Below are 19598 nucleotides of genomic sequence, written 5' to 3'. Positions count from 1 at the left end.
CTCGTGAAGAATTCCTTCACATGGCGGCGTGGGCGACGACGAGCGGACGGTCAACCGACCGTCGAGCCGAACACCTCGTCGCGCACCGCGTCGAGCGCGGTGCGCAGCGCGCCGCGCAGGATCGGCTCCTCCGTGAGCCCGGTGGTGACCACCCGCGGCCGCACCAGGGTGATCGCCGCTACCTCGTGCTGCACCCGTTCGGCCAGCGCCGCCCCGCCCGCCTGCCCCACGTCGCCGGCGAGCACCACCAGCGGCGGGTCGAGCACCACGCAGGTGCTGGCCACCCCGAGGGCCAGCCGGCGGGCCAACTCGTCCAGCATCGGTCCGCCGGCCGTGCCGGCGGCGATGGCGGCACGCACCGCGTCGGCCGCACTCTCCGCGGCGAAGCCGTGCTCGGCGGCCACCGCACGGACCGCGTCGGCGCCCGCGAGCTGCTGGAACGCTGGCTTGGCCCGCTTCGAGACGTCCCGCGGGATGGGTACGCCGGGCACCGGCAGGTAGCCGATCTCGCCGGCCGCGCCGCTGCTGCCGTGGTGCAGCCGGCCACCGAGCATGATCGCCAGGCCGACGCCGGCGCCCACCCAGACCAGGACGAAGTCCGAGACGCCCTGTGCCGCGCCGGACTGGGCCTCGGCGACGGCGGCCAGGTTGACGTCGTTCTCGAAGACCACCGGGGTGTGCAGGTCCTCGCGGAGCGCGGCGAGCAGGCCGCGGTGCCAGCGCGGCAGGTTGAACGCGAAGGTGATGTCGCCGGTGCCCGGGTCCACCAGGCCGGGGGTGCCGAGCACGATCCGCCGTACGCTCGACAGCGCCGCGCCGGCGCTGCTCGCCGCCTCGACCACCGCGTTGTGCACCACGCCCACCGGGTCGTCGGTGTCCTTCGTCGACTGCTCGACCCGGCCGATCACCGCCCCGGTGATGTCGGCGCAGGCCGCCACCACGCGCTCGGCGTCGACGTCCACGCCGACCACGTACGCGCTGCCGGGCCGGACCGCGTAGAGCTGGGCGTTCGGGCCCCGCCCGCCGGCCTGCTCGCCGACCCGGGTGACCAGCCCGCGCTCTTCCAGCCGCTCGACGAGCTGGGACGCGGTCACCTTGGAGAGCCCGGTCAGCTCGCCGAGCCGGGCCCGGGTGAGCGGCCCGCGTTCGAGGAGCAGTTCCAGCGCCGCGCGGTCGTTGAGCGCCCGCAACAGGCGGGGGGTGCCGGGCAGCCGGGTCGCACTCATGCCAGGTCCTCTATTTTCAGTAAAGTTTGCTAACCACAAAAAGTCCTGCCGAGGGGTGTCCGCTAGCGTATCGGCCGCTCCGATCCGGAGTCGTCGGACGACCCGGCAGGGAAAGGGGAGACTCGTGGGCCTGGATCCAGGACTCCGTCGGCTGGCGCTGGGCACGTTGCTGGCCGCGTACCCCGGCCCGGTCCCGCCCGACTGGGCGGTGGACCTGCTCGCCGAAGGGCTCGCCGGGCACACCCTGTTCGGCACCAACATCCACGACCCGGCCCAGGTGGCGGCGACCACCGCCGAGCTGCGCGCCGGCCGCCCGGACGCGATCATCGCGATCGACGAGGAGGGCGGCGACGTCACCCGGCTGGCCCACGCCACCGGCAGCCCATACCCGGGCAACGCGGCGCTCGGCGCGGTCGACGACGTGACGCTGACCCGCCAGGTGTACGCGGCGATCGGCGCCGAACTGGCCGCGCTCGGCATCACCCTCGACCTGGCGCCGACGGTCGACGTGAACACCGCCGACGAGAACCCGGTGATCGGCACCCGCTCCTTCGGGGCCGACCCGCTCCGGGTCGCCGCCCACTCGGCCGCCGCGGTGGCCGGCCTCCAGTCCGCCGGCGTCGCCGCCTGCGCCAAGCACTTCCCCGGCCACGGCGCGACCGTCGCCGACTCGCACTACGAACTGCCCACCGTCGACGTGCCCCCGGCGGTGCTGCGCGCGCGGGACCTGCCGCCCTTCGCCGCGGTGGTCGACGCCGGGGTACGCGCCGTCATGACCGCGCACATCCGGGTGCCGGCGCTGACCGGCGACGGTCCGGCCACGTTCAGCCGGGCGGTCCTGGTCGACCTGCTGCGCGGCGAGTACGGCTTCACCGGCGCCGTGATCACCGACGCGCTGGAGATGAAGGGGGCCGCATTGGCCGCGGGCGGGGTCGGTCCCGCCGCCGTACGCGCGCTGGCCGCCGGCGCGGACCTGCTCTGCATCGGCGCCAAGGTGGACGCCGACCTGGTGGAGCTGGTGGTCGAGGAGATCGTCGGCGCGCTCGGCGACGGCCGGCTGGACCGGACCCGGGTCGAGGAGGCGGCCGGTCGTGCCGCCGAACTGGCCGCCTGGACCGGGACGGCGGGCACGCTGACCACCGGCCCGGACGGCCTCGGCTACGCCGCCGCCCTGCGCGCGGTACGCGTCGAGGGCGACGTCACCGGCCTGACCGCGCCGCTGGTGGTGCAGGTGCACGCCACCTCGACCATCGCCGAGGGCCGGGTGCCGTGGGGGCTCGGGCCGCACCTGGCCCGGGCCGAGGAGGTCCGCGCAGTCGCGGGCGAGACCGACCCGGACGAGCTGCGCCGGCGGGCCGGGGACCGGCCCATCGTGCTGGTCGGCCGCCACCTGCACCGGCTGCCCGGGGCGCGGGAACTGGTCGAGGCGCTGGCTGCGGAGCACCCGGTGACCGTGGTGGAGATGGGTTGGCCGGGTGCCTGGCGGCCTGCCGGCGCCCGCGCCTTCGTCACCACGTACGGCGCCAGCCACGCCAACGGCCGGGCCGCGGCGGAGGTGCTCGGCCTGACCGGCTGAGCCGCCCCACCGCGGCGATCGCCCGCCGAGCGCAGGCCGGGCCCCTCCGCTCGGCGTCGTCGTGTTTCGGGCCCGGGCCGGGCCCCTCCGCTCGGCGTCGTTGTGTCGGACGCCCCCGCCGGCAGCTGCCCACGCGGGCGCCCGCCCGGTGAGCGTTCGTGGGCGACGGCCTGGTGATTGTGCGGCCCTACAGAGCTGATGGCGCAAACGATTCAGCCCGGTCGCCGTGGCCGAGTCGTTCACGCCATCAGCTCGAAAGGGCCCGACGAGGACCACCTCCGCCGGACCGATCCGTTCACGTCATCAAGTTCGTAGCGCCGCGGCAGGCAGCTCCGACGGGATGCTTTCCGACTTCGCCGGCCGCCTCCTCCCCTTCGTAGCGTCGCGGCGGGGCCCTCCGACGGGATCGGCTGCGCCTCCCCGGCCGCCGCTTCCCCGGCGCGGCCGGTGAGCCGGCCGCGCGGTCGCGTGCTGGCGTCGCCCTCTCTTGAACGCGTTCAAATCCTGTCGTACGCTGAGCGCGACCTCAATTTGAACGCGTTCAAGAAGGGCGACGAGATGGACGTTAAGGTCTGGATGTACCTGGCCTACCTCGCGATCAGCATTGGTCTGACCATCTGGGTGGCCCGGGCGCTGTCCCGCAACGGGCTGGTCTTCCTGGAGGACGTCTTCGCCGACAAGCGGCTGGCGGACGCGGTCAACAGCCTGCTGGTCGTCGGCTTCTACCTGCTCAACCTCGGCTACGTGACGGTGGCGATGAAGGAGGCCGACGCGGTGGGCACCACCAGCCAGGCGCTGGAGGAGCTGTCCATGAAGGTGGGGTGGGTGCTGCTGGTCCTCGGCGCGCTGCACTTCTTCAACGTCTTCGCGCTCGGCCGGTACCGGCGCGGTCGGCTCCGCCAGCAGGCGGCCGCCCACCCACCGCTCGCCCCGGTCGGCTACCTGCCCGCGCAGCCCGGCGCCCGGCCGGTCAACCCCGCCGGCCCGACGCCCCAGACCGGCCCGACACCCCAGGCCGGCCCGACACCGCCCACCGGGCCTACGCCACCGGCCGGCCCGACGCCACCGGTGCGATGACGCTCGTACCAGGCGGACCGGCGGATCCCACCGGGCACGGGGCCGGTGGGATCCGTTGGTTCACCGTCCTCTACGACGCGCACTGCCCGCTGTGCCGGGCCGCCCGGCAGTGGCTCGCGTCGCGCGCTCAACTCGTACCCCTGGAGTTCGTGCCGGCCGGCTCGGTAGAGGCCCGGCGGCGCTTCCCCGGGCTGGACCACGACGCGACCCTGCGGGACCTGACCGTGGTGGCCGACACCGGCGCGGTGTACGCGGGCGACGGCGCCTGGTTCGCCTGCCTCTGGGCGCTGGCCGACCACCGCCGGACCGCGGACCGGCTGGCCCGCCGCGACCTGCTGCCGCTGGCGCGGCGGGTGGTGGCGACCGCCTCCTCGGTACGCGAACTGGTCCGCCAGCCCTGGCCGGACCCGGGATACGGTGACCACGATGAGCGAGCAGACTGCGTCGACGACCGGTGCGGATGGCCCGACCACCGGGGCGACGGCCCGGGGTGAGCAGACCCGGCAGCTGATCCTGGACACCGCGATGCGGCTGTTCCGCGAGCGGGGCTACGCCCGCACCACCATGCGGGCGATCGCCCAGGAGGCCGGCGTGGCGGTGGGCAACGCCTACTACTACTTCGGCTCGAAGGAACACCTGATCCAGGAGTTCTACGCGGGCACCCAGCACGAGCACCGGGCGGCGGCCGCGCCGACGCTGGCCCGGGAGCGGGACTTCGCCGCCCGGCTGGCCGGGGTGCTGCACGCCGGGGTGGACGTGCTGACGCCGTACCACTCGTTCGCGGCCACCTTCTTCAAGACGGCGGCGGAGCCGACCTCGCCGCTCAGCCCGTTCTCGTCGGAGTCGTCCGAGCCACGGGAGGCGTCGATCGCGCTCTTCCGCGAGGTGCTGGAGGGCTCCACCGCCCGGGTCGACGCCGAACTGCGGCCGGCGCTGCCGGAGCTGCTCTGGCTGGCGTACATGGGCGTGGTGCTCTACTGGGTGCACGACCGCTCGCCAGGGCAGGTGAAGACGCGGCAGTTGATCGACGGTGCGGTGCCGCTGGTCGACCGGCTGGTGGGGCTGTCCCGGCTGCGGGTGCTGCGCCCCGTGACCCGCCAGGTGCTCACCCTCATCTACACGCTGCGTCACTGACCAGCGAAGGCCGCCAGCCCCGACTAAACCGCAGGTCAAGTCCGCTACCGGACAGCACCAAACCGCCGATCACCCCTTGCTCCAGCAGCACGCCAACACTTAGCGTTACCCGTGACGGGACCTGGGAGGACAGGCTGCGGACCGTGGATCCGGCCCGGGATCCACGGTCCGCGCTCACCCACGATCCGCACCCACCCGCGGTCAGCGGGGGAAGACGCCGTACGAGGTCCAGCCTCGGTCCGGGAAGCCGGCCGCCTCGGCCACCCGGGCTGAGGCGTGGTTGTCGAAGTTGTGCAGATAGGTGGGCACCGCTCCCTCGTCGAGCACCCGCCGGGCCGCCTGCGCGACCAGCCGCCGGGCCAGCCCCCGTCCCTGGGCGCCCGGCACCGTGCCGACAGCCAGCTCGTGCCCGTACGCGTCGTGCCGCTTGATCCCCGCGCCGGCCAGGTACCGCCCGTCGGCGTCGCGTACCACCAGCACCTCCCCGTCGAACAGCCGCAGCCAGGGCGGCAGACCGGGCGCGGTCGGCGGGATCCACTCGCCGGCGTCGGGCAGCGGTGCCGGGGCGGTGCTCCACCGGAACCTGCCGGCGTGGGTGGTGAACTCCGGCAGCCCGACCGCCGCCGGCAGGGCGGGCAGCAGCTCGTCGAGCGGCCGCGCGGACCCGAGGGCCCGGACCGCGGGCACCCGGTCGGGTGGCACCGAGAGGATCGCGCAGTCGGGCGAAGCGACAGCGAGGGCGGGCCGCAGCCGGCCGTCCCACGCCGGCCGGGCCCGGCGGTGCGAGCGGACCACGTGCAGCCCGGGCCCGGCCGGCCACTGCCCCAGCCAGGTCGCCAGGTGCAGGAACAACCGCCGGTCCAGCACGCGGCACACCTCCTCGTCCGGTAGCCACGCTTGTCGTGATCACGGTACGCCCGCCCCGCCCGTAAGGAACTCGCAATAGATCCACTACCCGGTCCGTCGATACGCTGACCCCCACGACGGGAGGTACGCGGTGGCGCAGCGGGTACTGGTGGTCGACGACGACCGGACGGTCGCCGACGTGGTCTGCCGCTACCTGGAGCACGCGGGCTACGAGGTGAGCCACGCCGGGGACGGGGCCGCCGCGCTCGCCGCCGTGGCCCGGCACCCGCCCCAGCTGGTGGTGCTCGACCTGATGCTGCCGGTGCTGGACGGGCTGGAGGTGTGCCGACGGTTGCGCGAGCGGCCGGACGGCGTACCCATCGTCATGTTGACCGCGCGCGGCGACGAGGCCGACCGGATCCTCGGCCTGCAACTGGGCGCGGACGACTACCTGAGCAAGCCGTTCTCCCCCCGGGAACTGGTGCTGCGGGTCCGCTCCGTGCTGCGCCGGGTCGGCGGCGAGCCGCCCGGCGTACCCGCCGAGGTGCTGACCGACGACGGCCTGGCGGTGGAGACCGGGCCCCGGGTGGCCCGGCTGCACGGCCGGGAGCTGACCCTGACGCTGCGCGAGTTCGACCTGCTGGCGCACCTGATGCGGCACCCGGCGCGGGCGTTCCGAAGGGCCGAACTGCTGGAGCGGGTGTGGGGCTGGAGCTTCGGCGACCAGTCCACCGTGACGGTCCACGTGCGACGGCTGCGGGAGAAGATCGAGGCGGACCCGGCGAACCCGCGCCGGATCGTCACCGTCTGGGGCGTCGGCTACCGCTACGAGCCGGGCAATGCGTGACCTGGCGCTGATCTTCGGGGTGGCGCTGGTCGCGGCGCTCGGCGTCGGGCTGGTCGGCGCGATCGCCCTGCGGCTGTTGCGTGGGCGGTCGATCACCGGACACATCGTCGTGCTGCTGACCGTCACGGTGAGCGCAGTGGTGGCCGGGGTGGCGGTGGTCGCCGAGGCGATGTTCCTCTCCCCGCACGACCTGGAGGTGGTGCTGATCACCGTCTCGGCCGCCGCGGTGGTGAGCCTCGCGGTCGGCTGGCTCTTCGGCCGCCGGCTGGCCGCCGCCGCGGTCTGGGCGGACCAGGCGCGGGAGCGGGAGCGGCGGATCGAGAAGGGCCGCCGGGACCTGGTCGCCTGGGTCTCGCACGACCTGCGCACCCCGCTCGCGGGCCTGCGGGCGATGGCCGAGGCGCTGGAGGACGCGGTGGTCCACGACCCGGGGACGGTGGCCGAGTACCACCGCCGGATCCGGTTGGAGACCGACCGGATGACCCGGCTGGTGGACGACCTGTTCGAGCTCTCCCGGATCAACGCGGGCGCGCTGCGGCTGTCGCTGTCCGCGGTGCCGCTCGGCGACGTGGTCTCGGACGCCCTGGCCAGCACCGCGCCGCTGGCCGCCGCCCGGCGGATCCGGCTGGTGGCTGCCGAGTCGGGCTGGCCGACAGTGGCCGCGAGCGAGCCGGAGCTGGCTCGGGTGGTGGGCAACCTGCTGCTCAACGCGGTCCGCTACACCCCGGAGGACGGCACCGTACGGGTGGATGCCGGCCGCGACTCCGACATCGCGTGGCTGGCCGTGACGGACACCTGCGGTGGCATCCCCGAGGGGGACCTACCCCGCCTGTTCGACGTGGCGTTCCGGGGTGAGCCGGCGCGCACCCCGCGCCCCGGCAACGGCGGCGTCGAGGGATCGGGCGGGCTGGGGCTGGCCATCGTCCACGGTCTGGTTGACGCGCACGGCGGGCGGGTAGACGTACAGAACGTCGCTGGCGGCTGCCGATTTGTCGTCCGGTTACCGGCGATGGGAACCTGACGCATCGACGCTGCGTCATATCCATTTCCATACATGGACAAATTTCTTTGGGACGGTAAGGGTCATGCCGAATCAGCCGAATGACCGGTACCAGCAGGAAATTGAGCGCAGCTGGCCGGCTGCCGGGCCGGCCGAAGGGTTTCCGGCGCAGCCGGCCCACCGGGAGGCCCGGAGTGCCGGCCAGCTCTCCTGGGCGGAGCTGAACGCGCTGCCGGCCGACACCTCGACCCGGCACGGCCTCAACAGCCGCTGACCTCCGGCCCGACGGACGGGTCAAGGTGGCGACACACCCGGGCGCTCCACCCGGGGTCTTCGCACATGTGTGCGGTAGCGTCTTGTGGTCCGAATCCCGGTCTACGACAGGAGAAGCTCCGCGCATGGGCAAGAAGACGATCCACGTCTCCGACTTCAGTGGCACGGTACTGCGCGCCGACGACGAGGTGGTCAAGGTCGTCGTGCTGGAGCACCCTGACCTGATCGCCGGGCCCGTGCAACTGGACGCCACCCCCGTCGAGGTGGAGAGCATCGACGACGCGGCGCTGGACGTGGCGGTGGTGGAGATCCACGACAAGCACGGCGGCGGCGAGCCGCGCCGAGTGGTGCTGACCGCCAGCGAGTTCGACGCGATGGCGACCGACGTGCCGATGGCGCAGCTCCTGCGTACCGCCGAGCGGGTCAAGCCGCCGAAGGCACGGCGGGGCGCGGAGAAGGTCGACTACGGCACCATCGAGCACGCCGGGAAGCCGCACCGCGGCCGGGTCACTGAGGAGGAGGCCCGGCTGGTGCGCGAGCGCCTCGACGAGGTCAACAAGCGACTCGCCGACGCCGGCATCCGCCAGATCGACCCGGCCGACCCGGAGCACGCCGAGCGGTACGGCTTCCCCACCGCCGACTGACGTCCCCGCCACGCCGGGTACGCGCCCCGAGCCGCGTACCCGGCCGGCGGTACCGTGCCGTCGGTGCCCGCCATGGGCACCGTCGTGCCAGCTCCGACTCTGCCGGCCGGAAACTCTCCGGGGCTCCCCCGAGCGGGGGATCCGGATCCCCCGCGGGCGGGTCAGCGCCGCCGCGCGATCTCGGCGAGGGCACCGCTGACCGCGGCCTCCATGGTGGCCTTCTCCAGCCCGAGGCCGGTCAGCACCCCGTCGCCGCCCTCCTCCTCGATGAGGGCGAGCAGGATGTGCTCGGTACCGATGTAGTTGTGGCCGAGCCGCAGCGCCTCCCGGAAGGTGAGCTCCAGGACCTTCTTGCCGCGCGCGTCGTAGGGGATCAGTTCCGGGAGCTGGTCGGCCTTGGCCGGCAGGGCGGCGGTGAGGACCTCCCGCAGCCGCTCCTGGGGTACGCCCTGCGCCTCGATCAGCCGGGCGGCGAGCCCGTCCGGCTCGGCGAGCAGGCCGAGGGCGAGGTGTTCCGGGCCGATCTCGGCGTTGCCGGCGGTGCGCGCCTCCTCCTGCGAGGCCAGCACCACGTTGCGCGCCCGAGTGGTGAAGCGGCCGAACCCGGCGTTCGGGTCGAGCGCGGCGGCCGTCTCGGCCTTCGCGGCGGACCGCTTCTGGGCGGCCTGCTTGCTGACCCCCATGCTGCGGCCGATCTCCGTCCAGGAGGCGCCCGAGCGCCGGGCCTGGTCGACGAAGTGGCCGATCAGGTGGTCGGCGATGTCGCCCAGGTGGTCGGCCACCAGCACGGCGTCGGCGAGTTGGTCCAGCGCGTCGGCGTGCGCCTTCTTGATGCCTTCGATCAGGTCGTCGAGGCGTACGGGATGGGTCATCTTCAAGGGCTCCGTCATGCGTCAACCATAAGTTGACGCCCGCCCAGCGTCAACCACTGGTTGACGGGCGGGAGCGCAGCCGGCCCCCGGCTCTTCAGCCGGTCGGGTCAACGGCGGTTACGGCCATACCGCAAGTTCGTTCAGCTCGGCTATCTCATAACCGCGCTGCTGGGACAGCCGGACGTGTCTGGCGTTGATTCCGGCCGGCAGGGTGACTTTGAGGAAACGCGACCAGCGGGCCTCGGCCCGTTGCGACCAGGCGGTTCCGTCGTCGCTCGTTTCGATCACGACCGGGCTGGAGGTGGACAGGCCATGCGCGAAAACCGCCGCGACCGGACGGCGGGCGCCGAGGTCGATCTGCAGGAAGGTGTTGGCTTGGCAGGGTTTTGCCGAGCTGGTCGGCTGAGGGGTTGACCGGGTCCCGGAGGGGTTCATTCGCTGGCACCCCTGGTGCCGATAGGACGGTCCGTATGCGCCGTCGGTCAGGGAACACGGTACGAGGGGTTTCGGCTGGCCCTGCTGGTCGGCGACCGCGCACTCCTGGTCACGTGACCGGGGCGGCCCGAGAGCCCCGACCAACCCGACGCGCTGACTGTCATGGAGCGTGGTGAAGGTCGTGCCGTTGCCCCTGACCTGGGCGGTGGCAGTGAGGTAGAGGTAGCCCCGCAGATCCCCGATGGCCCGCGCGTCCAACGCCTCGCCCGGCCGCACGTCCTCGGCCTCCCACACCACATCGTTGGCTTCGTTGTCGGCGATTGCGGTGGCCTTATACCGCGGGGATGTTCGATCCGTCAGGGCTGGACGGCCGGACCACCTCACGATCTCGCGGTCCTGCGGGTCTCCGCCACCCCGACCGTCGCCTGGCCCGTCGTCGGACCCGTGGGGGGAGGAAAGCAGCCAGGCCCGGTCCACGTGGACCGGGCCTGATTGTGTTACTGCTGGTGCGCCGCCAGGGACTCGAACCCCGAACCCGCGGATTAAGAGTCCGCTGCTCTGCCAGTTGAGCTAGCGGCGCTCGCTGGCAACGGGGAGAACATTAGCACGGCCCCCGACCCGGGTTCCAATCCGATCCCCGGCTCCCCCCTTCGGCCAAGCTTAACGGGCAAAACCGTACAAAATCTCCCACCCGCAGGCGCAAGGGGCCCAACGCCATGGCAGCGATACGGCACGATGTGCGCCAGGCACGCGAGAACAGAGGTGGGGATGGGCAGGTTCGGGCGGGCCGGGGCGATGCTGGGCGCTCTGGTTCTCACGGCGTCGCTGGCACTGACCGGCTGCGGGGACGACGACAAGAAGCCGGCACCCGGGGCTGCCGGGCAGCAGCAGGTCGTACCGGGCGCCGTAGCGGGCGGCACGACCAGCGAACCGGCGGGCACAGCTGCGGCACCGTTGAAGGTGAACCCGACCGACGGGTCGGACAAGCGCCCGGTCAGCACCGAGATCAGCGCGACCGTTCCCGGTGGCGGGAAGGTGTCGGAGGTCGTCCTCACCGCGGCGAACGGCACCACCGTGGCGGGCCGGCTGCGGCGCGACGGCTCTTCCTGGGTGCCCTCCGCTCCGCTGAAGTACGCCACCCGGTACACCGCCACGGTCACGGGCACCGGCACCGACGGCCAGACCCACCAGGGCACCAGCACCTTCACCACGATGGCCAAGCCGAAGTCGATGATCGGCTCCGGGCTCTACCTGTTCAGCGGCAAGACGTACGGCGTGGCGATGCCGGTGGTCGCCGAGTTCTCGCCGGGCATCCCGAAGAAGGACCGGGCCGCGGTGCAGAAGCGGATGTTCGTGCAGACCGACCCGCCGCAGCCGGGCGCGTGGCACTGGGTCGACAACGGCACGCAGGCGTACTACCGGGCGCCGGAGTACTGGAAGACGGGCACCACGATCACCGTACGGCTGGCGCTGGCCGGGATCCCGCTGAGCAACGGCCGCTACGGCAACGTCGACCGGAGCGCGACCGCGAAGATCGGGCGCGCCTTCGAGATGAAGGTCGACAACGCGACCAAGAAGATGAGCGTGTACGAGAACGGCGCGCTGGTCCGCACCCTGCCGGTGAGCCTCGGCAAGAAGAGCACCCCCTCCTCCAGCGGCACCATGGTGGTGATGGAGAAGAAGGAGTCGACGGTCTTCGACACCCGGGACGACCCGGACCCGCAGAACCGGTACGTCACGAAGATCGACTTCGCTCAGCGGATCACCTGGGGTGGCGAGTACATCCACGCCGCGCCCTGGTCGGAGGGCGTGCAGGGGCGGCAGAACGTCTCGCACGGCTGCGTGAACGTCTCGATGGCGAACGGGCGGTGGCTGTTCGGCCAGACCCTGGTCGGCGACCCGATCACCGTCCGGGGCACCGAGCGGAAGCTGGCACCGGGCAACGGCTGGACGGCGTGGAGCATGAACTGGTCGCAGTTCGTCGCGGGCAGCGCGCTGCCGGTGCCCGACGGGGGTGCGGGACCGGCCTTCTGAGCGATCGACGGCGGCCCGGTGGCACCCGCCGGGCCACCGCCGGCGGCCGTCAGGCGGCGCCGGACCGAGGCAGAGACGAGCCCTGCTCATGAAGCGCCGTAACATACCAGAATCGTTACGTCGCGCCCGGCGTGTTTCGGTTCACTTCCGGCAACGGGTATGGGTACCCGCGCGTCTGTAGAGGACGATGGGACCGGGGGATGACGACTGTGGGGGAACCATGCGAGCTAGCCAGGACGAGTTGATCCGGCGCGGCACCGCCCGGCGCGGCACGGGGCGCCGGATGTTCGCGGCCGCGGTGCTCGCCGCCGCGATGGCGCTGACCTCCGCCTGCACCGGCGGCGGCGGCGGTGGCGGCGGCGACAAGCCGTCGAGCTGGCATGGCGGGGAGGAGGGCCCGAAGGCGTCCGCCACCATCAGCGAGCCCGCGGCCGACGCCAAGGACGTGCCCGCCTCGACCGCCATCACCTTCACCACGAAGGAGGCGAAGGAGACCGCCGTCGAGCTCAAGGACTCCGCCGGCACGGTCGTCGAGGGCGCGCTCGCGGAGGACGGGAAGAGCTGGCTCCCCGCCGGTGCCCTGAAGTACGGCGAGACGTACACCGCGACGGTGACCGCGACCGGCGACGACGGCAAGCCGGCGACGGCGACCAACTCCTTCACCACCATGGCCAAGCCGGGCAAGCAGATCCGGATCAGCAGTTTCCTCGGCGACAACCAGACGGTCGGCGTGGGCATGCCGCTGATCGTCAAGTTCAGCCGGGCCATCCCGCAGGACTACCGGGACGACGTGCAACGCCGGATGACGGTCACCGCGAAGCCGGCCCAGGAGGGCATCTGGCACTGGGCGAGCCCCACCGAGGTGCGCTACCGGCCGAAGACGTTCTGGCAGGCCAACAGCACGGTGTCGTACCGGGTGCAGGCGGGCGGGCTCCCGCTCGGCGACGGCTGGTACGGCCGAGCCGACCTGACCGTCGACATCAAGATCGGCCCGTCGTTCGTCATGACCGTCGAGAACCGCACCAAGCGGATGACGGTCACCAAGGACGGCAAGGTGATCCGGACGATCCCGGTGAGTCTCGGCAAGAAGACCACCCCGTCGTCCAGCGGCACCATGGTGGTGATCGAGAAGCTCCGCAAGACGGTCTTCGACACCCGCGAGGAGCTGGGCCCGGAGGAGGGCTACCGCACCGACATCGACTTCGCCCAGCGGCTCACCTGGGGCGGCGAGTTCATCCACGCCGCGCCCTGGTCCGAGGGGGTGCAGGGCCGGGTCAACGTCTCGCACGGCTGCGTGAACGTCTCGATGAAGGAGGGCGCCTGGCTCTTCGCCAACACCCGGATCGGCGATCCGATCACGGTGAAGGGCACCCAGCGCAAGCTCCAGAACGGCAACGGCTGGACCGACTGGAACATGAGCTGGGACGAGTACGTCAAGGGCAGCGCCCTGCCGTACGAGCCGCCGGCGCAGCCGGGTGACGACACCAGCCCGAGCGCAGACCCGAGCGCCACGCCGAACGCCTGACCAACGCGTACCGGAGCCCTCTCCCGACGGAGAGGGCTCCGGCGTATCCCGGCCCTGGAAACGACTGAGGCCCCCTCGTGGAAGAGGGGGCCTCAGTTGCTGGGGTGACTGATGGGAATTGAACCCACGACAACCGGGACCACAACCCGGTGCTCTGCCAACTGAGCTACAGCCACCATGCTCTCCGCGCCGGTCGAGCCGGGCGGGGCGCGGACTAATAATAGCCACACCCCTGCCGTCCCCGTCCACCGGGTTCCGGCCGGCCGCCGGGCGGAGGCTCAGAGCTGGGCGGCGATCGCCTTGGCGCTCTCCACGTCCGGGCCGGGCAGCGGGACGAAGATGGTCCGCCGGTAGTACTCCAGCTCCCGGATGCTCTCCCGGATGTCCGCCAGGGCCCGGTGGGCCAGCCCCTTCTGCGGCTGGCCGAAGTACACCCGTGGGTACCAGCGCCGGCAGAGCTCCTTGATCGAGGAGACGTCGATCATCCGGTAGTGCAGGTGCGCGTCGAGGCGGGGCATGTCCCGGGCGATGAACCCGCGGTCGGTGGCGATCGAGTTGCCGCACAGCGGCGCGCTGCCGGAGTCCTTGACGTACGTGGTGATGTAGTCGAGCACCATGTCCTCGGCCTCGGCGAGGGTGACCGTGGAGCGGCGGGCGGCCTCGGTGAGCCCGGACTTGGCGTGCATGGTCTGCACGATCTCCGGCATCCCGTCCAGCGCCGCGTCGTCGGCGTGGATGACCACGTCCACGCCCTCCCCCAGCACGTTCAGGTCGGGGTCGGTGACGAGCGCGGCGACCTCGATCAGCGCGTCCCGGCCGAGGTCCAACCCGGTCATCTCACAATCGATCCAGACGAGAAGATCAGCCACCGGATCAGACTACGCGCTGCCGATCCGCCCGCGCCTCGGCACCATGGCCGAGGTGGACCAGTAGGGTTTGCCCCGTGCCAGCCGAACCTGTCGCACCACCCGCCGTCACCGAGGACGATCCGGGCGGCCGCGCGGCCCGTCGGCTCGTCACGGTGGTGGCGCTCGCGGCGGTGCTGCCGGCGCTCTACCTGCCCGGCACGGTCCACGACTTCTTCGACTTGAAGATCTACATGCGGGCGATGGACTGGTGGGCGGCCGGCCACCCGCTCTACGACTACGTCCAGCCGGACCGGGTGCAGGGGGCGCTCTACTTCACCTACCCACCGTTCGCCGCGCTGCTGCTGCGGCCGTTCGCGCTGTTACCGCTCGGCGCCACCGTGACCATCTTCACGGTGCTGACCGTGCTGGGCGTGGTGGTGACGACCCGCTGGCTGGTGATCCCGGTCATCAAGCGGCACGACCTGCCCCGGCTGTTCACCCTCACGGTGGCCGTCCTGCTGGTGTTCGCGGTGGAGAGCACCCGGGAGACGCTCACCTTCGGGCAGATCAACATGCTGCTGGTGGTGCTGATCCTGGCCGACCTGCTCTTCGCGGTACCCGGGGGGCGGTCCTGGGCCGGGGTGGGCGTGGGGTTGGCGGCGGCGCTCAAGCTCTTCCCCGGCATCTTCGTGCTCTACCTGCTGGCCACCCGGCGCTGGCGGGCGGCGGTGGTCGCCTCGGCGACCGCGGCGCTGGCCACCCTGCTGGCCGCGGCGGTGGCGCCGAGCGACTCGTGGCGGTTCTGGACCCACGAACTGTGGGCGACCGACCGGGTGGGTCGCACCGACTACACCGGGAACCAGTCGCTGTTCGGCCTGCTCAGCCGGATCACCGCCCCGGAGAAGCCGGCTCAGCTGCCCTGGCTGCTGCTGGTCGTCGTGGTCGCCGGGTACGGGCTGTGGCGGGCCGCCCGCGCCGCCCGGGCCGGGGACGCGTTGGCCGGGGTCACCCTGACCGGCCTGGTCGGCGGCCTGGTCAGCCCGATCACCTGGACGCACCACCTGTACTGGTTCATCCCGGCGGTGGTGATGCTGGTCGACTCGGCGCTGGACGCCGACCGGGGCACGGTGGCGGGTGCCCGGCGGCGCCGCTGGCAGCTCAGCCTCGCGATCGGCGGCGCCTTCGTGATCATCTACGGGGTGGTCACCTTCCTGGACTGGGGGGTTGCGCCGGCACCTACCGACAGCTTCGGCGAGTTCGTCGCGCGCAACGCGTACGTGCTGCTCAGCCTGGTGCTGCTGGCGGCGCTGCCGACCCGGCGGCCGGCTAGGGACCGCACCAGGGCAAGCTGAAACTTGCACCAAATGGACAGACATCGCGACGAGCGCCGTTCGGCGCTAATCTGGTCACAACTACCTCAAGTTTCTCCCAGGTAGCACCGATTCCCCCGGTGACGGTGGCCCTCCGCGTCGGCAGCGCGGAGGGCCACCCGCCGTTGTCGGCCTGACAGGGCCGGTTTCCCGAGACCACGCCCCAGGACGCCGGCCCGACGGGGGGTGGCGACACCAGGCCGCAGGAGCCGGCGCTATCCGTTGGCGGGCTCCGGCGCGTCCGGCCCGGGATCCAGCGGCGACGCCACCCGTGGCGGGACCTCCACCGGTCGGGGGGTCGCCGGCATGGTGGCCGGGGGCCAGGACCACGCCGGATCGGCGGGCAGGTCCGCCAGGGTCTCCGGGCGCCCGCTCGGCACCGGGCCGATCGCGGCCCGGGACCGCGCGGTAGGCGCCGAGCCGACGGCGACCAGCTGCCGCTCCGGCCAGGCCGGCCGCTCCCCCACCCCGTCGGGCGTGCCCAGCCCGCTGAGCGAGCTGACCCCGAGCCGTCCGGCGAGCACCGGGACCTGGTCAGGCTCGACGACGAAGACCACCTCGCGCGGGCGGACCGGGCGCAGCAGGAGCAGCACGGCGAGGACCACCAGCAGCACCCCACCGGCGAGCAGCGCCCACGCCATCCCCGGGAACCAGCCGGCGCGCAGCTCGGCACGCAGGTCCAGGGCGAGGTCGGCCCGTGCGTCCGGCCGCATCACCACCAGGCTCAGCGACCGGTCGGCCAGCTCGGCGGGGCTCCACTCCAGCGCGCCGATCCCCTCGCGTACCCAGAAGCCCTGCTCGGCGGGGACCATGGCGGTGGTGCCGGCGGTGGCCGGGCCGGTGGGCTCGAGGCGGACGGGCAGCGGGCCGCGGGCCAGCGCGACCCGGCTGACGGTGGCGTGCGGGGCGGCCGCCAGCCAGCGGGCCACCTGGTCGGTCGGGGCCAGGCCGAGGAAGGCCGGCCCGTCGGCGGTCCGCGCGATCAGCCGTAGGCGGGCCTGTGCGGTCCGGGCGAAGGGCGCCTCGGCGCGGAGCAGGTCGTCCACGTCGGTGACCACGACGGCCTGCCCGGGCGTGCGGATCGTCTCGAAGCGGGCGCCGAAGCCGCCGTCCGGGTTCGCGTGCCGGGCCGCGGTCCAGAGCCCGGCCCCCACGAGGAGCGCCGGGATTCCCACAGCCAACAGCAGCATGCCGGCGATCGTTCGCACGAACCGCATTCGGGTCCTCTCCCTCGGTAGCCAACCACCCGGCCGACCTTACCGACGTGAACCGCGCAATCGCCGGATATCCACGGCAAGCACCCCAAGGACCGCAGAAAGCACGCCGGCCCGCCGGAAGATCCGACGGGCCGGCGGCACCTGCGCAGGTCAGGACTTCGGCGTGGGCTCCCGACGGGTACGCAGGAAGGCGAGCCCACCGAGGACCAGACCGGCGAGGCCGGCGACCAGACCGGCCACGCCGAGGGCCGTGCCGGCGCTCCCGTCGGAGTCGTCGTCACCGCCGGACGCGGCCGGCGAGGCGTTCGCGGCCACGTTCGCCGCCGGCGAGGCGGACGGCGACGCGGCGGTCAGCTTGAGGACCGGGGCCGGGTTCTCCGGCTCCTCCTTGCCCGGCGTCGGCACCTCGATCCAGCGGGACACATTGCCGTCCGAGTAGGTCTGGATCACCTTGAACACCATCTGGTCGACCTGCGGCAGCGGCCCCATCGACACCGGGAACTCCTGGAACTCGCCCGGCTTGACCCCGCCGCCCGACGCCGCGGTGAAGGTCAGCTTGGCCACCGCCTCGGTGAGCTGGCTGCCGTGCACGTCGATCGGCGGGTCGACCTTGCGCTTCTCCGCCTGCACCGTCCACCCCGGCACCGGCATGGTGGAGACCGAGCCGACCGGTGCGTCCTCCGGCAGGAAGACCTCCACCTTGGTGGTCGAGGCCGTGTCGCTCTCGTTCGGCACCCGGAAGGCGAAGCGGCCGTAGCCGCCCTGGGTCGCCTCCTTCGGGTTGACCGTGACGTGCGCCGAGGCCGGGCCGGCGAGGCCGAGCACGGCGGTGGCGACGGCGGCGAGGGCGAGCGCGGCCGTGGTGGCGGGACGCCGAAGACGGAACATGGGCGGAAGCCTCTCCTACTTGATCGGCACGGTGGCGGTCACCGTGGCCTGGTCGATGTCGGACGTGCGGACGGTGAAGCGGAACACCCACTGCCCCGCCGCCGGCAGGTTGATCTCACCGGTGGCGTGGTTGTCGGTCAGCGGCAGCAGCGGGATCTCGATCGGCTCGATCCCGGCCGACGGCAGCGCGGCGGTGGCCTTCCACTCCTGCACCGGCTGCGGTCGGTTGTCGCTGGTGTACGCGTACAGGTGCATCGAGTTGTTGCCACGCTGGGCCGGGTCCAGCTCCACCTGCAGCGAGTAGAGCGGGCTGGTCAGCGTGGTGGAGAAGTAGCCGGTGGGCGCACCGGCCACGTTGGCGGCCTCGGTGCGGGCCGGCGTGGTCTGCACCAGGTTGGCCGTGACGCCGAGCACCACCGCGGTGATCGCCAGTTCGGCCACCACCGCCCGGCGCATCGAACCGGGCCGGCCCGCCGCGGTGCGCCGCCGCACCAGCGAGCGGGAGTACGCGGCCACCCCGATCACCAGCACGAACAGAGCGATCTTGGCGAGCAGCAACTGCCCGTACGTGGTGTCGAACAGCGCCTGCGGGGTGGCCACCTCGATCAGCCCCTGCACGGTGCCGGCGAGCAGCAGCGCCGCGACCGCCAGGGCCGCCCAGCGGGACCAGATCGGCAGGATCGCGTCCAGCTCCCGCTCGTCGGCCCGGCGCAGCAGGAAGACCGCGAGCATCACCAGGCCGCCCAGCCAGACGGCCATGCTGCCGAGGTGCACCGCGTCCACCACCACCGAGACCGCCGGCACCGGCGAGGCGGCCGGGTGGCCGGCCAGCGGCCAGGTGAACAGCGCCGCCCCGCCGAGGATGGCCAGGATGATCCCGTCGGTCCGGCCGACCGGCCCGGCAAAGAGCGGCCGCAGCAGGAACGCCGCCGCGGCGAGCAGACCGAGCCGGACCAGATGCGCGGTGCCGTACGCGCTGCCCAGCACGTCGCCGAAACCGGACCCGGTGACGGCGAACAGGCCACCACCGGCCGTGTAGGGCACCTGCAACCACAGCTCGGCCACGGTCGCGACGGCCAGCAGGCCCAGGCCCGACCAGGCCAGCCGGGCCGGCCCACGCCGGGACAGCCGGCGCGGCCAGAGCAGGGCCAGCACCAGGGCCGGGCCGACCAGCAGCAGCAGACCCAGGTAGCCGAGGTACTTCGCCACCTTCACCGCGTTCTCCACCACCGGATTCGCGCGGCTGTCCGTACCGGTGTCGGTCGGTGGCGTCGACGGGGCGCCCACCGAGTAGGTGAAGGCGCCGGAGACCGGGTGGCTGTCGGCGGAGATCACCCGGTAGCTGACCAGGTAGGTGCCGCGCGCGCCGGACGGGTCGACCGGGATGGTCACCACCGTGTCCTTGAACGTCGGCTCGCCGCGGTCGGCCCGGGAGCCGTCGGGGGCGATCACCCGGATCTTGCCCGGGACCTTGCGGACCCCCTCGCTGAAGGTCAGCACCACCTCGGCCGGCGCGCCGGGCACCACGGCGGAGGCGGTCGGGCTGGTGCTCACCAGCACCGCGTGGGCGCTGGCCGGGGTGGCCGGGGCGACGAGCAGGGCGACCAGGACGACCAGCAGGCCGGCAGCGGTCCCCAGCCGGGCAGCCCAGCGGCGGTCGGCGCCGGCCTGTCGGTCGGCCCGGCGGCGGTCGGCGGCGGCCGGTCGGTCGGTCCCGCGGCGGTCGGCGGCGGGGCGGCGCCGGCGGCGTACGGCAGCAGTCATGACCATCATGCTTCCCGACGCG

General features: G+C 72.9%; 19 protein-coding genes and 2 tRNA genes. 11 read left to right on the top strand and 10 right to left on the bottom strand.

What is annotated here, in order from left to right:
- Positions 1 to 50 precede the first annotated feature (50 nt).
- Entirely contained in the window at positions 51 to 1226 is a 1176-nt protein-coding gene (locus tag ACFYM6_RS10345) for an ROK family protein (protein ID WP_387274173.1), read from the bottom strand.
- 124 nt (positions 1227 to 1350) lie between these two features.
- Between ACFYM6_RS10345 and ACFYM6_RS10340 the strand changes: the two genes are divergently transcribed.
- From ACFYM6_RS10340 to ACFYM6_RS10325, 4 genes are all read left to right on the top strand, one after another.
- Entirely contained in the window at positions 1351 to 2802 is a 1452-nt protein-coding gene (locus ACFYM6_RS10340; RefSeq protein ID WP_387274171.1) for a glycoside hydrolase family 3 N-terminal domain-containing protein, read from the top strand.
- 558 nt (positions 2803 to 3360) lie between these two features.
- Positions 3361 to 3879, top strand: coding sequence for a hypothetical protein (locus tag ACFYM6_RS10335; RefSeq protein WP_387274169.1), 519 nt, complete (start codon positions 3361 to 3363; stop codon positions 3877 to 3879).
- Positions 3876 to 4373, top strand: a complete 498-nt coding sequence (locus ACFYM6_RS10330; protein ID WP_387274167.1) for a thiol-disulfide oxidoreductase DCC family protein — start codon at positions 3876 to 3878, stop codon at positions 4371 to 4373. Before ACFYM6_RS10335 ends, ACFYM6_RS10330 begins: the two co-directional genes overlap by 4 nt.
- On the top strand, positions 4306 to 5013 hold the full coding sequence (locus ACFYM6_RS10325; protein ID WP_387274165.1) for a TetR family transcriptional regulator: 708 nt from the start codon (positions 4306 to 4308) through the stop codon (positions 5011 to 5013). Before ACFYM6_RS10330 ends, ACFYM6_RS10325 begins: the two co-directional genes overlap by 68 nt.
- Positions 5014 to 5214: 201 nt before the next feature.
- Here the strand turns inward: ACFYM6_RS10325 and ACFYM6_RS10320 are convergent, their stop codons facing one another.
- On the bottom strand, positions 5215 to 5880 hold the full coding sequence (locus ACFYM6_RS10320; RefSeq protein ID WP_387274164.1) for a GNAT family N-acetyltransferase: 666 nt from the start codon (positions 5878 to 5880) through the stop codon (positions 5215 to 5217).
- Between the two features lie 130 nt (positions 5881 to 6010).
- Between ACFYM6_RS10320 and ACFYM6_RS10315 the strand changes: the two genes are divergently transcribed.
- The 4 genes from ACFYM6_RS10315 (at position 6011) to ACFYM6_RS10300 (ending at position 8623) form a co-directional block, all read left to right on the top strand.
- On the top strand, positions 6011 to 6706 hold the full coding sequence (locus ACFYM6_RS10315; RefSeq protein WP_387274162.1) for a response regulator transcription factor: 696 nt from the start codon (positions 6011 to 6013) through the stop codon (positions 6704 to 6706).
- Positions 6699 to 7727, top strand: a complete 1029-nt coding sequence (locus tag ACFYM6_RS10310; protein ID WP_387274160.1) for a sensor histidine kinase — start codon at positions 6699 to 6701, stop codon at positions 7725 to 7727. Before ACFYM6_RS10315 ends, ACFYM6_RS10310 begins: the two co-directional genes overlap by 8 nt.
- A 64-nt stretch (positions 7728 to 7791) precedes the next feature.
- Complete coding sequence (locus ACFYM6_RS10305) at positions 7792 to 7980, top strand: DNA repair protein (protein ID WP_387274158.1); 189 nt, start codon at positions 7792 to 7794, stop codon at positions 7978 to 7980.
- A 124-nt stretch (positions 7981 to 8104) separates the two neighbouring features.
- Positions 8105 to 8623: a hypothetical protein gene (locus tag ACFYM6_RS10300; protein WP_387274156.1), complete on the top strand. Its 519-nt coding sequence runs from the start codon at positions 8105 to 8107 to the stop codon at positions 8621 to 8623.
- Between the two features lie 161 nt (positions 8624 to 8784).
- On the opposite strand, the gene ACFYM6_RS10295 is transcribed toward ACFYM6_RS10300, so the two are convergent.
- The 3 genes from ACFYM6_RS10295 to ACFYM6_RS10285 form a co-directional block, all read right to left on the bottom strand.
- Complete coding sequence (locus ACFYM6_RS10295; RefSeq protein ID WP_387274154.1) at positions 8785 to 9513, bottom strand: Clp protease N-terminal domain-containing protein; 729 nt, start codon at positions 9511 to 9513, stop codon at positions 8785 to 8787.
- A 99-nt stretch (positions 9514 to 9612) separates the two neighbouring features.
- Positions 9613 to 10224, bottom strand: coding sequence for a discoidin domain-containing protein (locus ACFYM6_RS10290; RefSeq protein WP_387274152.1), 612 nt, complete (start codon positions 10222 to 10224; stop codon positions 9613 to 9615).
- 210 nt (positions 10225 to 10434) lie between these two features.
- Positions 10435 to 10510: transfer RNA gene (locus ACFYM6_RS10285), tRNA-Lys, on the bottom strand.
- Between the two features lie 188 nt (positions 10511 to 10698).
- Here ACFYM6_RS10285 and ACFYM6_RS10280 point away from each other — a divergent pair.
- Both ACFYM6_RS10280 and ACFYM6_RS10275 read left to right on the top strand, forming a co-directional pair.
- Complete coding sequence (locus ACFYM6_RS10280) at positions 10699 to 11964, top strand: Ig-like domain-containing protein (protein WP_387274150.1); 1266 nt, start codon at positions 10699 to 10701, stop codon at positions 11962 to 11964.
- Between the two features lie 220 nt (positions 11965 to 12184).
- Positions 12185 to 13489 (top strand): Ig-like domain-containing protein, encoded by a 1305-nt coding sequence (locus ACFYM6_RS10275; protein ID WP_387274148.1) that lies wholly within the window; start codon positions 12185 to 12187, stop codon positions 13487 to 13489.
- A gap of 100 nt (positions 13490 to 13589) precedes the next feature.
- Here the strand turns inward: ACFYM6_RS10275 and ACFYM6_RS10270 are convergent.
- Together ACFYM6_RS10270 and orn are read right to left on the bottom strand one after the other, a co-directional pair.
- Positions 13590 to 13665 (bottom strand) — tRNA-His (locus ACFYM6_RS10270).
- Between the two features lie 102 nt (positions 13666 to 13767).
- Positions 13768 to 14358, bottom strand: coding sequence for an oligoribonuclease (orn, locus tag ACFYM6_RS10265; RefSeq protein WP_357433958.1), 591 nt, complete (start codon positions 14356 to 14358; stop codon positions 13768 to 13770).
- A gap of 74 nt (positions 14359 to 14432) precedes the next feature.
- Here orn and ACFYM6_RS10260 point away from each other — a divergent pair, with 74 nt between their 5' ends.
- On the top strand, positions 14433 to 15689 hold the full coding sequence (locus ACFYM6_RS10260) for a glycosyltransferase 87 family protein (RefSeq protein ID WP_387274145.1): 1257 nt from the start codon (positions 14433 to 14435) through the stop codon (positions 15687 to 15689).
- A 233-nt stretch (positions 15690 to 15922) separates the two neighbouring features.
- Here the strand turns inward: ACFYM6_RS10260 and ACFYM6_RS10255 are convergent, their stop codons facing one another.
- The 3 genes from ACFYM6_RS10255 to ACFYM6_RS10245 form a co-directional block, all read right to left on the bottom strand.
- A complete protein-coding gene (locus ACFYM6_RS10255; RefSeq protein ID WP_387274143.1) occupies positions 15923 to 16924 on the bottom strand; it encodes a hypothetical protein in 1002 nt (333 codons plus the stop codon).
- Positions 16925 to 17074: 150 nt separating this feature from the next.
- On the bottom strand, positions 17075 to 17812 hold the full coding sequence (locus ACFYM6_RS10250) for a YcnI family protein (RefSeq protein ID WP_387274142.1): 738 nt from the start codon (positions 17810 to 17812) through the stop codon (positions 17075 to 17077).
- Positions 17813 to 17827: 15 nt separating this feature from the next.
- The gene (locus tag ACFYM6_RS10245; protein WP_387274140.1) at positions 17828 to 19576 is read right to left on the bottom strand and encodes a copper resistance CopC/CopD family protein; all 1749 of its coding nucleotides are present in this window, start codon (positions 19574 to 19576) and stop codon (positions 17828 to 17830) included.
- Positions 19577 to 19598 lie beyond the last annotated feature (22 nt).

The organism is Micromonospora sp. NPDC006431 (assembly GCF_042870725.1).
Classification (GTDB): Bacteria; Actinomycetota; Actinomycetes; order Mycobacteriales; family Micromonosporaceae; genus Micromonospora.
This window is presented reverse-complemented; position numbering and strand designations above follow the sequence as displayed.